The 13,935-nt window shown below is 70.5% G+C and carries 14 protein-coding genes; 4 read left to right on the top strand and 10 right to left on the bottom strand.

Translation table 11 applies throughout. The annotated features are described in order from the left end of the window. Position 1: 1 nt before the first annotated feature. Genes ACO1X9_RS04085 through ACO1X9_RS04060 form a run of 6 tightly spaced genes read right to left on the bottom strand, consistent with a single transcriptional unit; the run spans position 2 to position 5,538 of the window. Positions 2 to 979: a Gfo/Idh/MocA family protein gene (locus ACO1X9_RS04085; protein ID WP_486349556.1), complete on the bottom strand. Its 978-nt coding sequence runs from the start codon at positions 977 to 979 to the stop codon at positions 2 to 4. Then, positions 976 to 1,782 carry a fumarylacetoacetate hydrolase family protein gene (locus ACO1X9_RS04080; RefSeq protein WP_486349555.1) on the bottom strand — a complete coding sequence of 269 codons (807 nt, stop codon included), beginning with the start codon at positions 1,780 to 1,782 and terminating at the stop codon, positions 976 to 978. Before ACO1X9_RS04080 ends, ACO1X9_RS04085 begins: the two co-directional genes overlap by 4 nt. 52 nt (positions 1,783 to 1,834) lie before the next feature. Continuing rightward, positions 1,835 to 2,710 carry a fumarylacetoacetate hydrolase family protein gene (locus tag ACO1X9_RS04075; RefSeq protein ID WP_486349554.1) on the bottom strand — a complete coding sequence of 292 codons (876 nt, stop codon included), beginning with the start codon at positions 2,708 to 2,710 and terminating at the stop codon, positions 1,835 to 1,837. 22 nt (positions 2,711 to 2,732) lie between these two features. Further along, positions 2,733 to 3,536 (bottom strand): SDR family NAD(P)-dependent oxidoreductase, encoded by an 804-nt coding sequence (locus tag ACO1X9_RS04070; protein WP_486349553.1) that lies wholly within the window; start codon positions 3,534 to 3,536, stop codon positions 2,733 to 2,735. Continuing rightward, complete coding sequence (locus ACO1X9_RS04065; RefSeq protein ID WP_486349552.1) at positions 3,536 to 4,291, bottom strand: SDR family NAD(P)-dependent oxidoreductase; 756 nt, start codon at positions 4,289 to 4,291, stop codon at positions 3,536 to 3,538. The genes ACO1X9_RS04070 and ACO1X9_RS04065 overlap by 1 nt, the downstream gene beginning before the upstream one ends. Further along, on the bottom strand, positions 4,288 to 5,538 hold the full coding sequence (locus tag ACO1X9_RS04060) for a glycoside hydrolase family 1 protein (protein WP_486349551.1): 1,251 nt from the start codon (positions 5,536 to 5,538) through the stop codon (positions 4,288 to 4,290). Before ACO1X9_RS04060 ends, ACO1X9_RS04065 begins: the two co-directional genes overlap by 4 nt. A 65-nt stretch (positions 5,539 to 5,603) precedes the next feature. Here ACO1X9_RS04060 and ACO1X9_RS04055 point away from each other — a divergent pair, with 65 nt between their 5' ends. From ACO1X9_RS04055 to ACO1X9_RS04040, 4 genes are read left to right on the top strand one after another with little or no spacing between them, the layout of a single operon-like run. Further along, entirely contained in the window at positions 5,604 to 6,380 is a 777-nt protein-coding gene (locus ACO1X9_RS04055; RefSeq protein ID WP_486349550.1) for an IclR family transcriptional regulator, read from the top strand. After that, on the top strand, positions 6,377 to 6,931 hold the full coding sequence (locus tag ACO1X9_RS04050) for a carboxymuconolactone decarboxylase family protein (protein WP_486349549.1): 555 nt from the start codon (positions 6,377 to 6,379) through the stop codon (positions 6,929 to 6,931). Before ACO1X9_RS04055 ends, ACO1X9_RS04050 begins: the two co-directional genes overlap by 4 nt. A gap of 17 nt (positions 6,932 to 6,948) precedes the next feature. Continuing rightward, the gene (locus ACO1X9_RS04045; RefSeq protein ID WP_486349548.1) at positions 6,949 to 9,228 is read left to right on the top strand and encodes an alpha-L-rhamnosidase; all 2,280 of its coding nucleotides are present in this window, start codon (positions 6,949 to 6,951) and stop codon (positions 9,226 to 9,228) included. Continuing rightward, positions 9,225 to 10,157, top strand: a complete 933-nt coding sequence (locus ACO1X9_RS04040; protein WP_486349547.1) for an alpha/beta fold hydrolase — start codon at positions 9,225 to 9,227, stop codon at positions 10,155 to 10,157. Before ACO1X9_RS04045 ends, ACO1X9_RS04040 begins: the two co-directional genes overlap by 4 nt. Here ACO1X9_RS04040 and ACO1X9_RS04035 read toward each other — a convergent pair. The 4 genes from ACO1X9_RS04035 to ACO1X9_RS04020 form a co-directional block, all read right to left on the bottom strand. Next, on the bottom strand, positions 10,154 to 11,158 hold the full coding sequence (locus ACO1X9_RS04035) for an amidohydrolase family protein (RefSeq protein WP_486349546.1): 1,005 nt from the start codon (positions 11,156 to 11,158) through the stop codon (positions 10,154 to 10,156). The two genes, ACO1X9_RS04040 and ACO1X9_RS04035, sit on opposite strands and share 4 nt — an antisense overlap. 187 nt (positions 11,159 to 11,345) lie before the next feature. Further along, positions 11,346 to 12,521 carry an acetyl-CoA C-acyltransferase gene (locus ACO1X9_RS04030; RefSeq protein WP_486349545.1) on the bottom strand — a complete coding sequence of 392 codons (1,176 nt, stop codon included), beginning with the start codon at positions 12,519 to 12,521 and terminating at the stop codon, positions 11,346 to 11,348. After that, entirely contained in the window at positions 12,521 to 13,180 is a 660-nt protein-coding gene (locus ACO1X9_RS04025) for a CoA transferase subunit B (protein ID WP_486349544.1), read from the bottom strand. Before ACO1X9_RS04025 ends, ACO1X9_RS04030 begins: the two co-directional genes overlap by 1 nt. Before the next feature lies 1 nt (position 13,181). Then, entirely contained in the window at positions 13,182 to 13,886 is a 705-nt protein-coding gene (locus tag ACO1X9_RS04020) for a CoA transferase subunit A (RefSeq protein ID WP_486349543.1), read from the bottom strand. Positions 13,887 to 13,935 lie beyond the last annotated feature (49 nt).

Below are 13,935 nucleotides of genomic sequence, written 5' to 3'. Positions count from 1 at the left end.
GTCAGCCGTTCAAGATCTGCGCGCGGACGGCATCCATCGTGCGCGCGACGCTCAGCGTCGCCTCGCGCCCGTGGTGCGGATGCTCGAGCAGGCCCGCCTCGATCGCGGCGACCACCTCGCGCAGCATCGGTTCGAAGCCGTTGCCCTGTCGGGGCAGTTCGACGCGCTCGGGCGGAGCGAAGAGCACCCCGGGAATGCCCGCCGTGAAGACGGTCGCGGCGTTCGTCGCCCAGAACATGGTGTCGAGGGTCGCCCAGCCGTTGGCCCCGGAGACGGCGGCCGACGGGTCGATGTACTCGACGATCGAGACCGCGAGCTGCGCGAACCGGTCGTCGTCGAAGGCCAGGTCGATGAGCGCGTGCACGTCGCCCCCGTCTCGCACCCGCCCCCGTGCGGTGACCGTCGTCGGCTCGCCGAGGAGCCACTGCGCCAGCGTGATCGGGTAGATGCCCTGGTCGAGAACGGTGCTGCCGCCCAGTTCGGCGCTCCACCGCGAGCCCCCGGCGGGCGCGGGCGATCCGAACCCCGCGCGGACGCTGCGTGGCTCCCCCAGATCACCACCCACGAAGCGGTCCACCAGTTGTCGATGCAGCGGATTGAACTTCATCCACATCGCCTCCATGACGAACCGCCCGGCGCGCGCGGCGGCGTCGAAGAGCAGGGCGACTCCATCGGCATCGATCGCCATCGGCTTCTCGATGAGCACGTGCTTCCCCGCCTCGATCGCCTGCAGCGCGAACGAGAGGTGGGTCGAGATCGGCGTGGCCAGATAGACGGCATCGACATCGTCACGACGCAGCAGGGCGGCGTAGTCCGTCGAGGCGTGCGGGATGCCATGCTCCGCCGCGAACGCGCGGACGGCTTCGTCGCGACGGCCCCACACCGCGCACACCGAGTTGCCCGGCACGCGCTGCAGGTCGGGGACGAATCGCTGCGAGATGCCCCCTGTTCCGATCGCCGCCCAGCGAAGGCCGGTCATCCGGGGTGCGCAGTGAAGCGCGTCTCCAGCACGCCGACACCCTCGATCGCGCTCACCAGAACCTCGTGCGGCTGGATGAACCGTTTCGGCGTGCGCTGGTTGCCGACGCCCGCGGGCGTGCCGGTGAAGATCAGGTCGCCGGGCAGCAGGATCACGACGGCGGAGAGTTGCTCGACGAGCTGCGGCACGGTGGAGATCATCTGTGCTGTGCGGCACTCCTGGAGGGTCTCGCCGCCGAGGGCGCACGACAGCGCGAGGTCGTCGCGATCGGGCAGCTCGTCGGGGGTGACGAGCCACGGTCCGGTGGGGCCGAACCCCGGGAACGACTTGCCGAGGCTGAACTGCGGCTTCGTGCCCACCATCTGCACGACGCGCTCCGACAGGTCTTGCCCGATCGTCACGCCTGCGATGTGGTCCCACGCGTCGGCGGCGGTCACTCGGTGAGTGCGTCGGGAGATCACGGCGACGAGCTCGACCTCCCAGTCGACCCGGTCGCTCGGGAGCTCGACGACGTGACCGGGGCCGACGATCGACGACGGGAACTTCGTGAACGTCACGGGAACCGAGTCAGGCGGGTAGCCCGCCTCCGCGGCGTGCTCGGTGTAGTTCACGCCGATGGCGAAGACCTGGGCGGGGCGGGGCACCGGGGCGCCGAGCTCCGTGCTCGTGAACGGCTCGCCCTCCCCCGTCGCCGTGCGCGCCCAGGCGACCACGGCATCCCAGTCGTCGAAGAGCGACTGCGGGTCGGGGCCGAACCTTCCCCCGCTCGCCTCGAAGACGTCGAGCGCGCGACCCTCAGCCACTACAAGGGCCGCGCGCCCGAACCTGTTGATCAACCTCATGAGGTGCGGTGCCTCACCAGTCGACGCGCTGGGGGGCGGGCTCGCCGTAGCGGTCCTCCCACGAGATGACCCGGTTGCGCAGCACGCCGAGGCCCTCGATCTCGGCCTCGACGACGTCGCCGGGGTTGAGGTAGAAGTCGAACGGGTTCTTCTGCACGGCCGCGACGCCCGAGATGGTGCCGGTCGTGAGCAGGTCGCCGGCGGAGTAGATCTGCGGCGAGTGGTACGCCACGAGGTGCGGCCACTGGATGCGGGTCGCGTTCGTGTTGCCCTGCTGACGCACCTCGCCGTTGACCCTCAGCTGCATCGCCAGGTTGTGCGCATCCGGGATCTCGTCTTTCGTGACGATCCACGGACCGATCGGGCAGAAGGTGTCGATGCCCTTACTGAACGAGAAGACGCCCGACTCCATCTCCTTGCGCTGGATGTCGCGCGCGGTGATGTCGTTGAAGATCGTGTAGCCGGCGATGTAGTCATCGGCCTCGTCGGGGGTGAAGAACTTGCCCGACTTGCCGATCACGATCGCCATCTCGAGCTCGTAGTCGAGCTCCTTCGTGAGCCCCTCGGGGTAGACGATGTCGTCGTCCGGGCCGATGATCGCGTCGAGGTTCTGGAAGAACACGATGCCCTTGTGCACGGGGTGCGACCAGTCGACGGCGGTGAGCTCGTTGTGGTGGTCGATGAAGTTGCCGGCGGTGTGGAAGAACTTCTTGGGGCGGATGGGCGCCTCGAGCTTCACGTCGGCGTAGTTCAGGCGTTCGCCCGTCTCGCGCACGTCGCCGCCGCGCTCGAAGTACTCGCGCGTGCTCGGCACGTCGAGCTCGAGGACGGTGCCTTCCTCGAGTTCCAGTCGGCCCACGCGGCCGCCGTCGAAGGTGATGAGTTTCATTCTGAGTCCTCTCGGGTGGCGCCTACGCGCCGACCATGTTAAATCCGCCGTCGGCCAGGAGGTAGCCGCCGGTGAGATGAGCCGCTTCGTCGGTCGCGAGCCACAGGCACGTCCCCGCGACGAACGACGGGGGCGGGATGACCCCCATCGGCGTCTGGGCGATGAGCTGCTCGCGGCGGCCGGCCTTCCAGTCGGCGCGGTTCAGCAGCATCTCGGTCTCCATGAACCCGGGAGCGAAAGTGTTCACGCGCACCTTCGGCGCGAAGACCTTCGCGTACGACTTGGTGATGCCGACGATCGCGTACTTCGCCGCGGCGTACTGCGGAGCGCGGGGCGAGCCGCGCACGATGACGGTCGAACCGACGTTGACGATGTTGCCGCCGTTCGGCTGCTCGAGCATCCGACCGCCGAACTCGTGGGTCATCAGCAGGGTGCCCTTGACGTCGACATCCACGACAGCGTCGAGCGCCTCCTGCGTGAGCTCGGTCCACGACATCTGGTCGCTCGATACGTCGCCCACGTTGTTGACGAGCACATCGAGTGACCCGAAAGCCGCCCACACCTCGTCGGCCATCCGCTTGATCTCGGCCCACGAGCCGATGTCGCCCTGCACGAGGATCGCCTCGCTGCCGACGCTCTCGATCTTCGCCTTCGTCGCCTCCGCGCCCGCCTTCGAGGAGCGGTAGTGGACGGCGACCTTGGCGCCCTCCTGGGCGGCGCGCACGGCGATCTCGTGGCCGAAGCCGGTGCCGGCTCCCGTCACCATCACGGTCTTCCCCGCGAAGCGCGGGAAGATCTGCGGTTCGGTCATGTCGTTGTCTCCCATCAGACGAGCGTGCGCCCGCCGTCGACGTACTGGATGTGGCCGGTGATGAATGCGGCGTGTTTCGACGCGAGGAACAGCGCGGGGCCGGTGAGTTCCTCGGGAGAGCCGAGGCGACCGGCCGGCCCGAGACTCTCGAGCTCGGCGCGCTTGTTGCCGTGCGACAAGTGCTCGGCGGTGAGCGGGGTCTCGATGTAGCCCGGCGCCAGCGCATTCACGGTGACGCCGAACGGCGCCCACTCGCGCGCCATGACGCGCAGCAGCTGATTGATGCCACCCTTCGAGGCGGCGTAGGGGCCGTGCGAGTGGTGCGCGAGCAAACCGGAGACGCTCGAGAGGGCCAGGATGCGGCCGGAGCCGGCGTCGACCATGTGTCGCCCCGCGGCCTGGGCGAGTCCGAAGAGGGAGAACAGGTTGACCCGCAGGATGTGCTCCCACTCGTCTTCGGTGAAGTCGAGGATCGGGCGGCGGTCGTTGACTCCGACGGCGTGGAGCAGCACGTCGAGACCGCCGAGCGTCTCGAGGGCCTCGGCGACGACGCGTGCGCCGGCGCCCTTCTCGGTGAGGTCCGCCTGAATGGTGGCGACGGCGGCGTCCTCACCGCTCGCGATCTCGGCGAGCGCTGCAGCATCCCGATCGACGACGACGACCGTCGCGCCGACTCCCGCGAACGCCCGAGCGCACGTTCCGCCGATCCCACCGGCGCCGGCGACGAGCACGCGCGCGCCCTCGAGACCGAGCCAGGTCACGTCGGTCACGACACGCCTCGGTGTTGCGCGACGACGGCGGCGTAGACGGCGGCGCTCGGTTTGGCCGTGCGCTCGAAGGTCTCGAAGTCGACCTCGTGAAGGCCGAGCTGGCGGGTGTAGCCGAAGATCCACTCGAAGTTGTCGAGCAGCGACCAGTGGAAGTAGCCGAGCACCGGAGTCCCGGCGGCGATCGCGTCGACCAGGCCGGCGATCGACGGCGGGATGAAGGCCGCGCGCAGGGTGTCGTCGTCGGTGGAGATGCCGTGCTCGGTGACGAGCACCGGCACGCCGCTGACCTGGTGGGCGTACTCCACGGAGCCGCGGAGCGACCCGGGCTCGATCGCGGTTCCCATCTCGTTGACCGCTTCGCCCTCGGCCGGGGGCATCTGCCCGTCAGGACCGTAGATCACGCGCTCGTAGTTCTGCACGCCGATGAAGTCGTCATCGGCCGCGAGGCGCAGCCAGTGGTCGTAGACCTCGGCGCGCTTGCGGTCGCGCAGCTCTTCGCCGCCGGGGATCGCCACGTCGTCGCAGATCGCGATCGACAGGCCGACCGGCAGGTCGGGTCGCACCGCCTTGATCGCCGCCCGGGCCGCGAGGTGACCCGCGGTCATCCCGGCGCGCATCCCGGCGAAGTCCTCGGCGAGCATGACGTTGCCCGCTCGGTACTTCTCGACGCCGGCCGCCGCACTCGCCGCGGCGAGGGTCGCGCGCTCGAGGTCGTGCACGAACTCTGGCAGGTCGACCCACGACAGCATCTCGGGGAGGTCGGGTTCGTTGAACGTGACGGCGACGGCGATGCGGTCGCCGAACCTCGCCATCACCTTCTCGCAATAGCGCACGAAGAGGGCGGGCGCTTCGGGGTCGAGCCAGGCGCTGCGCTTCGCGAACCAGTGCGGCGACGTGAAGTGGTTGAAGGTGACGACGGGGGCCAGGCCGCGGGAGAGGCATCCGTCGACCATCTGCTCGTAGCGGTCGAGCGCCGCCTCGTCGAAGACGCCCTCCTCGGGCTCGATCCGCGCCCACTCGATCGAGAACCGGTAGGCGGTGAGGCCGAGCCCCGCGGCGAGGTCGAGGTCGGTCTCCCAGAGCTCCCACGAGTTGCAGGCCTTGCCCGACGGCGCCTGGAAGATCGTCGGCGTCACGTGCTCGAGGAACCACGTGTCGCTCGTCGTGTTGTCGCCCTCGATCTGATGGCCCGCGGTGGCGGCACCCCAGAGAAAGCCGGCTGGGAGCGTCGACGTCGACGATTGCATTCCGGAGGTCCTGTCGCTAGAATTTCACATCGTGAAAGTGCCTTTCACAGATTGAAGAGTAACCCATGAGCAACCCGGACGGCCAGTACCGCATCGAAGCCCTCGCCAAGGGACTCGCCGTGCTGCGCCTCTTCGACGAGAACATCGTCGAACTGCGGTTGCGCGAGATCTGCGACCGCACCGGCATGCCGATGCCGACGGCGTTCCGTGTCGTCGCGACGCTCGAGGCCGACGGGTTCCTCGAGAAGACTCCCGAGGGCGCCGTGCGCCCCGGGCTCGCGTCGCTCGCCCTCGGTTCGGCCGCCCTCCGCGGCTCGGGGCTCGTCCAGGCGAGCGAACTTCCGCTGCGCCGCCTCGCCGACGACACCGGTGAGACCGTCAATCTCGGCGTGCTCATGGGCGACCAGGTGCTGTACGTCGCGCGCATCCGGAACGCCGATCTCGTGACTGCCAACATCCAGGTCGGCTCGACGCTCCCGGCGATCTACACCTCGATGGGAAAGCTGCTCCTGGCCCATCTCCCGGCCGACGAACTCGCCGTGCGCATCACCGAGGCATCCTTCTCCGCGCCCGGAGGGCCGAACGCGAAGCGCTCGCTCCCCGACCTGCATGCCGAGCTCGACCGCATCCGCGCCGCCGGGTTCGCCCTCCAGGACGAGGAACTCGCCCGCGGACTCCGCTCCGTCGCGGTCGCCGTGCGCGGCGCCGACGGGAAGGTCGTGGCGGCGATCAACGTCGCGGTGTCGTCGGCGCGCCACGACGTCGCCGACCTCCGCGGCCCGCTGCTCGAGCGGGTGCGTGCGGCCGCCACCGACATCTCCACCCGCCTGGGAGCCAGATGAGCCGCCTGCCGGGCCTGCGACCCGACGAGCTCGACGACGCCCGACGTGCGATCTACGACGACATCACGATGGGGCCACGCGCACAGGGGCCGCAGCACTTCGCGCTGACGCACCCCGACGGTTCGCTCGCCGGCCCGTTCAATGCTCTCCTGTTCTCCCCCGTGCTGGGCGGAGCCGTGCAGTCGCTCGGCGCCGCCGTCCGCTACGCGACCGACCTCACCGCGCGCGAACGCGAGCTCGCGATCCTCGTCGTCGCGGCGCACTGGAACAGCACGTTCGAGCGCCACGCGCACGAAGCCGTGGGGCGCGCCGTCGGCCTGAGCGACGACGAACTCACCGCGGTGCGCGACGGCGGGGTCCCCGCACTCGCCGACCCGCGCGAGGCCGCGATCGTCCGGCTCGCCCACGCGATGACGCGCGGCGACGTCGACGACGCGCTCTGGGCATCCTCGCGCGCCGTGCTCGACCTCTCCACGACCGTCGAGCTCTCCACACTCGTCGGCTACTACGCCCTGCTCGCCCTCCAACTGCGGATCTTCCGCGTCGACTGACCCGAGAGAGAACCCCCGTGACCGACGTGCTCGATGCCCCGGCGACCTGGATCGCTCCCGCCGCTCCGACCGAGGCGGCACCGTTGCTTCGCGTCGACTTCGACCTCGACGCCGACCATGGCGGGGTCGCCCGCGCGACGCTCGGACTCAGCGCGCAAGGTGTCGTGGAGGCCTGGATCAACGGCACGCCGACCTCCGACGAGCTGCTCGCACCCGGCTGGACCAGCTACGAGTGGCGCCTGCGGGTGGTCGAGCACGACGTCACCCCGCTTCTCGCCGAGCGGTCGACCCTCGGGCTGCGGCTCGGCAACGGCTGGTTCCGCGGCTACCTCGGATTCACCGGAGCGCGTGCGCTCTACGGCGACGAACGCGCCGCATGGGCCGCGCTGAAGATCGAGTTCGCCGACGGCCACGTGCAGTGGGTCATGACCGATGCGAGCTGGGAGTCATCCTCCGGGTCGGTGCTGGTCGACGACCTCTACAACGGCCAGACCGTGGACGCACGGCTTGAGCCCGTCGGCTGGAGCACGCCCGGGTTCGACGGCGGGGGCTGGGAGCCCGTCCGCGAGGTGCCCTCACCCGACGCGAAGCTCGTCGCCCGCACGTCGCCACCGGTGCGCCGCGTCGCGGAGGGTCCCGTGCGGGAGGTGATCACGTCGCCGAGCGGGGCGATGCTGCTCGACTTCGGGCAGAACCTCGTCGGGTTCCTGCGCATCGCGGTGAGAGGGCCGGCCGGCAGCGAGATCGCCGTGCGTCACGCCGAGGTGCTCGAGCACGGCGAACTCGGCACCCGTCCGCTGCGCGCGGCGAAGGCGACCGACACCTTCATCTTGAGCGGAGGCGATGACCTCTTCGAGCCGACGCTCACCTTCCACGGCTTCCGCTATGCCGAGGTCACCGGCTGGCCCGGCGAGTTCGACCCCTCCGCGATCACCGCGCTCGTCGTCGCCTCCGACGTGACGCCGATCGGCGAGTTCGAGTGCTCCGACCCGCTGCTCGAGCAACTCCATCGCAACGTCGAATGGGGCATGCGCGGCAACTTCCTCAGCGTGCCGACCGACTGTCCGCAGCGCGACGAGCGGCTCGGCTGGACGGGCGATCTCGCGGTCTTCGCCCCCACCGCGGTCTTCCTCGGCGACGCGGAGTCGTTCCTCGCCGACTGGCTCGTCGACGTCGAACTCGAGCGACGGGCGAACGCGGGCAACGTGCCCGTCATCGCCCCCGACGCGATCAAGTTCCTCGACACCGGCTTCCCGGCGCCCGGTGCGACCGCGATCTGGGGGGATGCGGCGGTCTGGGTGCCGTGGGCGCTCTGGCGCGCCTACGGGCACGAGTCTGCACTCCGCGACAATTGGTCGCTCATGACCGGCCACGGACGCGGAGTCGCTGCCGCTCTGTCCGCCGACGGCGTCTGGGATACGGGCTTCCAGTTCGGCGACTGGCTCGACCCCGACGCCCCGGTCGACGATCCGGGCAAGTCGAAGGCCGACACCGGAGTCGTCGCGACGGCCTGCGCCTACCGCACCGCCGGGATCCTGGCGGAGGCGGCGGAGATCCTCGGTGAGAACGCAGACGCCGTCGAGTTCGCCGCGCTGCGCGACCGGGTGCGCGCCGGCTTCTCGGCTCGGTACGTCGACGGCGGCCGCGTGTTCAGCGACTGCGTGACCGTCTACGCCCTCGCGATCACGTTCGGGCTGCTCGACGACGATCAGCAGCTGGCGGCGGGCGAGCGGCTCGCCGAACTCGTTCGCGCGTCGGACTATCGCATCAGCACCGGCTTCGCCGGCACCCCCTACGTGTGCGACGCGCTCACCCTCACCGGACATCTCGACGAGGCGTATGGCCTGCTGCTGCAGCGCGAGGCACCGTCGTGGTTGTACGCCGTGACGATGGGAGCCACCACGATCTGGGAGCGTTGGGACTCGATGCTGCCCGACGGCACGATCAACCCGGGCGGGATGACATCCTTCAACCACTACGCGCTCGGCGCCGTCGCCGACTGGATGCATCGCACCGTCGGCGGCCTCGCTCCCGCGGAGCCCGGCTACCGCGCCCTGCGCATCGCACCGCGTCCGGGCGGCGGCCTGACCTCGGCGCGCGCGGCCGTGCGCACCCCGCTCGGCCCGGCATCCGTCGACTGGCGGATCGACAGCGATGAGCTGCACGTCACCGCGGTCGTGCCACTCGGCTCCCGCGGGATCGTCGACCTGCCCGGCTGGGGCGGCGACGACCTTCCGCCGGGCTCGCACGACATCCGCGTACCCCTGCCCACGTCGAATAACGGAGCCCCCGCATGACCGAACCGAACGCCCCCGTCGCGTACACGCCCCCGCCGTACACGCCGCCCGGGTTCCGCGACGCGCACCGCCCCGCGGGAGCCAGGGCCTTCGAAGCGCTCAGCTACTCGGTGCTCGAGGGGTACCGCGAGCTGCAGCTCGACGTCTTCGTGCCGACCCACGCCGACGGTCCCGTGCCGTGTGTCGTCTGGATCCACGGCGGTGCGTGGTTCATCGGCACCCGCAGCTGGCCGCCGCTCGCGTGGCCCGCCGGACGGCTGTTCCAGTCGATCATCGATGCGGGCTTCGCGGTCGCCTCGATCGACTACCGGCACTCGCGAGAAGCGCCGTTCCCCGCGCAGCTGCACGACGGGTTCGCCGCCATCCGCTACCTGCGGCGCTTCGCCCGAGAACTCGGCATCGACGGTGCCCGGCTCGCGCTCTGGGGCGAGTCGGCGGGCGGACACCTCGCCTCGCTGCTCGCCCTCGTCGACGATCCCGCCCTCGTCGGCACCGACGGGGTGGGCGAGGGCGACACCGCCGTGCGCGCCGTCGTCGACTACTACGGGGTGTCGGACATCGCCGCGATGCCCGCGTTCTTCGACCGGATGCCGCCGCACATCCTCGAAGCGATCCGCGCGGCCGGCCACCTGCGCGAGGCGCCGTTCGACGTGCTCTTCCGCGGGTCGCCGTACCCGCGCGCGGAGGCGGAGCGCCTCGCGTCGCCGACGAGCCACGCCCGACCCGACGCCCCGCCGTTTCTGCTCATCCACGGCGAGTCCGATGGTGGGGTGCCGATCGGCCAGAGCGAGCTGCTGCAGACGGCACTCCGGGATGCGGGTGCCGAGGCCGAGCTCGTGCGGGTCCCGGGCGCCGACCACGTGTTCCTCGGCACCGACCCCGAACCGCAGTTCGTGCGCGCGCTCGAGTTCTTGAAAGCCCGGGTCTAGCTCAGGTAGGCCTCGAGCCGCGGATACACCGCGCGCACATTGCCCTCGTAGACGGCGGTGCGCTGCTCGGGCGTGATGCGCGCGGCCTCGAGGTACTTGCCGGTGTCGTCCCATCCCGACCCCGTTCCGGGGTTGTCGCCGCGCACGGCGCCGAGCATCTCCGAGCCGAACAGCACGCGCTCGGTCGGCACGACGTCGAGCAGCAGGTCGATGCCCGGCTGGTGGTACACGCACGTGTCGAAGTAGATGCGCTCGGTCGCGCCCTCGAAGTCCCAGCCCTCGCGCACGCTCATCCCCTGGAACCGTCCCCAGTGGAACGGGATGGCGCCGCCCCCGTGCGGGATGACGAGGCGGAGGTGCTCCTGCTCCTGGAGGAAGCCGGTCGCGAGCGCCTGCACGAAGAACGTCGTGTCGGCCGACAGGTAGTACGAGCCGGTGGTCTGGAAGAAGGGGTTCTCCGCCTGGCTCACGTGCAGCATCCCGGGCACGTCGAGTTCCTGCATCGCCTCCCACAGCGGCCACCAGTAGCGGTCGCCGAGGTCGGGCCCCGACCAGTACCCGCCCGTCGGGTCGGGGTTGACGTTCGCGGCGACGAAGCCGAGCTCGTCGACGCAGCGGCGCAGCTCGGCGACGGAGGCGTCGATCGACGCACCCGGAGACTGCGGGAGCTGGGCGCCGGGCACGAAGCGTCCCGGGAAGAGGTCGCACACGCGCTTCACGAGGTCGTTCTGCCGCACCGTCCAGTCGAGCGAGGTGCGCTGGTCGCCGACGTGCTGCCCCATCCAGGATGCCCGTGGCGAGAACAGCGTCACGTCGATGCCGCGCTCTTTCTGCACGCGCAACTGGCCGCCCTCGATCGACTCGCGGATCTCATCGTCGGTGACGGGGTAGTCGGCGTCGATCGGCGCGGGGCCACTCTCGAGCGCCGCGACCTGGGCCTCGCGCCAGGCACCGACGTTCGGCGGGGTCGTCGTGTAGTGGCCGTGGCAGTCGATGATCACGGTTCGAATGTAGCCAATTTCGTCGACAATCTGAACGCCATCCGTGTCGCGGGAGTTGCAGATTGCGCCCGGAATACGGGGCAATGTGCAACTAACCCGACAGAAGTACTGCCTCCCGCCGCCGACACAAGGTCTGCGGGCCACCACAGCCGAACCGACGGCCGGCGGCGGGAGGACGATCGGGGCGCTAGATCGCGCGCAGGATGACGGCCGAGCCCTGGCCGCCGCCGCCGCAGATGCCCGCGGCACCGAGCGAGCCGGAGCCCACGTCGGCGAGCTGGCGCGCGAGGGTGCCGACGATGCGCGCGCCCGAGGCTCCGACGGGGTGCCCGAGTGCGATCGCGCCGCCGTGGGCGTTGACGATGTCGCCCGAGATGCCGAGCTTCTCGACCGACGCCACCGACACCGCCGCGAACGCCTCGTTGATCTCGACCCGCGCGAGGTCGGCGGGCGTGACTCCCCCGCCGAGTCGCGACAGGGCGAGCAGGATGGCGTTGGCCGGCTGGGCGTGCAGACGCGTGTCGGGACCGGCGACCGCCGCGTGCGTCTCGATGCGGGCGAGCGGCACGATGCCGCGCGCGGCGGCCGTCTCTTCCGACATGAGCACGAGTGCGGCGGCGCCGTCGGTGATCTGCGACGAGTTGCCCGCCGTGATGCCGCCGTCGGCGGAGAACGCGGGACGCAGCTTGCCGAGCGTCTCGACGGTCGTGTCGGCACGCACACCGTCGTCCTCCGACACGACGACCTCGCCCGCGCGGGTCGTGAGCGTGTAGGGCGCGATCTCGCCGGCGAGGAACTCCGCCGACGCGGCCGCACGCTGGTGCGACCCGGCCGACCAGGCATCCTGATTCTCGCGGGTCACGCCGTAGTCGGCGTTGCCCTCCTCGGTCGAGGCACCCATCGACTGCCCCGCGAAGGCATCGAGCAGCGCGTCGTGCTCGAGGGTGTCGACGACCTCCATCGCGCCGTACTTCTGGCCGGCGCGACCGCGGAACGCGTGCGGCGCGCGCGACATCGACTCCATGCCGACGGCGACGACGATCGAGTGCTCGCCCGCCTCGACGTTCCGGGCGGCCGCGATGACGGCCTCCATCCCGGAGAGGCACACGGCGTTGATCGTCATCGCGGGCGTCGACAGCGGGATGCCGGCGGCGACCTGTGCCTGGCGGATCGGCCCCTGGCCGCCCATGCCGGGCAGCACCTGGCCGCCCCAGACCCGCTCGACCTCCTCGGGAGCGACGGAAGCCCGCGACAGCGCGGCCGTGATCGCGTGCGCGGCGAGCGCGTGCGCCGGGATGTCGGCGAAGCGCCCCGTGAAGCGCGAGAACGGTGTGCGGGCGTACCCCGCGATGACGACGCCCATCAGGCGACTCCCTCCGATACGGATCCTGCGAGATCGACGGTGAACGGCGCTCCGGTGAGCGTCCGCAACTCCTCCACGGTCTCACCCGGCGCGAGTTCGCGCAGCACGATTCCGCCGTCGACGATGTCGAAGACCGCCCGATCGCTGACGATCCGGTCGACGACGCCGACGCCCGTGAGGGGCAGGTCGCACGCCTCGACGATCTTCGGCGAGCCGTCTTTCGCGACGTGCTCGGTGACGACGATGACGTACGGCGTGCCCGCGACGAGATCCATCGCGCCGCCCATCCCCTTCACGAGCTTGCCCGGGATGGTCCAGTTGGCGAGGTCGCCGTTGCCCGCGACCTGCAGAGCTCCGAGGATCGCGGTCGCGACATGCCCGCCGCGGATCATGCCGAACGACGTCGCCGAGTCGAACACCGCGGCGCCCGGCAGCAGCGTGACCGTCTGCTTGCCCGCGTTGATGAGGTCGGCATCCTCGTCGCCCTCGAACGGGAACGGCCCCATGCCGAGGATGCCGTTCTCGCTCTGCAGGGTCACGGAGACCCCGGCGGGGAGGTTGTTCGCGACGAGGGTCGGGATGCCGATCCCGAGGTTCACGTAGTCGCCGTCTTTCAGGTCGCGGGCCGCGATCGCGGCCATCTCGTCACGCGTCCACATCTCAGGCACCTTCTCTCGGGCGGGTCGTGCGCTGCTCGATCTCCTTGGTGAGGTCGTCCGCCTGCACGAGTCGCTGCACGTAGATGCCGGGCGTCGACACGTCGTCGGGGCCGATCGCTTCGACGATCTCCTCCGCCTCGGCGATCGTGATCTTGCCGGCGGTCGCGACGAGCGGGTTGAAGTTGCGCGCCGTGAGGCGGTAGCGGAGGTTGCCGTAGCGGTCGGCCCAACGCGCCCGCACGAGCGCGACGTCGGCGACGATGCCGCGCTCGAGGATGTATCGGCGGCCGTCGAACTCCGCCTCGGGCTTGCCCTCGGCGATCGGCGTGCCGACGCCGGTCGCGGTGTAGAAGCCCGGGATGCCCGCGCCGCCCGCGCGGAGCCGCTCGGCGAGGGTGCCCTGAGGGGCGAACTCGACCTCGAGCTCGCCGGACAGGTACTGCTCGGCGAAGAGCTTGTTCTCGCCGACGTACGACGCGACGACCTTGACGACCTGCTTGTTCTCGAGCAGCAGCCCGAGTCCCTTGCCGTCGACCCCCATGTTGTTGGAGACGATCGTGAGGTTCTTCGCCCCGGTGTCGCGGAGGGCCCGGATGAGGTTCGTCGGGTTGCCGCTCAGGCCGAATCCGCCGACCGCGATCGTCATGCCGTCGTCGCCGACGCCGGCGAGCGCCTCGGCTGCTGAGGGCCAGATCTTCTCCGCCATGCCACTCCTTCGTGTCCACGCTCTGCTTGTCCACATCGTGGTCCTGCTC

The sequence above is a fragment of the Pseudolysinimonas sp. genome, from assembly GCF_057350545.1.
Note: the sequence above shows the minus strand (reverse complement) of the source record. Positions and strands in the feature narration are given on the sequence as shown.

Coding starts and splice junctions, on each gene's coding strand:
- ACO1X9_RS04085 (WP_486349556.1), bottom strand. CDS start 979: ATGACCGGCCTTCGCTGGGCGGCGATCGGAACAGGGGGCATCTCGCAG.
- ACO1X9_RS04075 (WP_486349554.1), bottom strand. CDS start 2,710: ATGAAACTCATCACCTTCGACGGCGGCCGCGTGGGCCGACTGGAACTC.
- ACO1X9_RS04070 (WP_486349553.1), bottom strand. CDS start 3,536: ATGGGAGACAACGACATGACCGAACCGCAGATCTTCCCGCGCTTCGCG.
- ACO1X9_RS04060 (WP_486349551.1), bottom strand. CDS start 5,538: ATGCAATCGTCGACGTCGACGCTCCCAGCCGGCTTTCTCTGGGGTGCC.
- ACO1X9_RS04055 (WP_486349550.1), top strand. CDS start 5,604: ATGAGCAACCCGGACGGCCAGTACCGCATCGAAGCCCTCGCCAAGGGA.
- ACO1X9_RS04050 (WP_486349549.1), top strand. CDS start 6,377: ATGAGCCGCCTGCCGGGCCTGCGACCCGACGAGCTCGACGACGCCCGA.
- ACO1X9_RS04040 (WP_486349547.1), top strand. CDS start 9,225: ATGACCGAACCGAACGCCCCCGTCGCGTACACGCCCCCGCCGTACACG.
- ACO1X9_RS04030 (WP_486349545.1), bottom strand. CDS start 12,521: ATGGGCGTCGTCATCGCGGGGTACGCCCGCACACCGTTCTCGCGCTTC.
- ACO1X9_RS04025 (WP_486349544.1), bottom strand. CDS start 13,180: ATGTGGACGCGTGACGAGATGGCCGCGATCGCGGCCCGCGACCTGAAA.
- ACO1X9_RS04020 (WP_486349543.1), bottom strand. CDS start 13,886: ATGGCGGAGAAGATCTGGCCCTCAGCAGCCGAGGCGCTCGCCGGCGTC.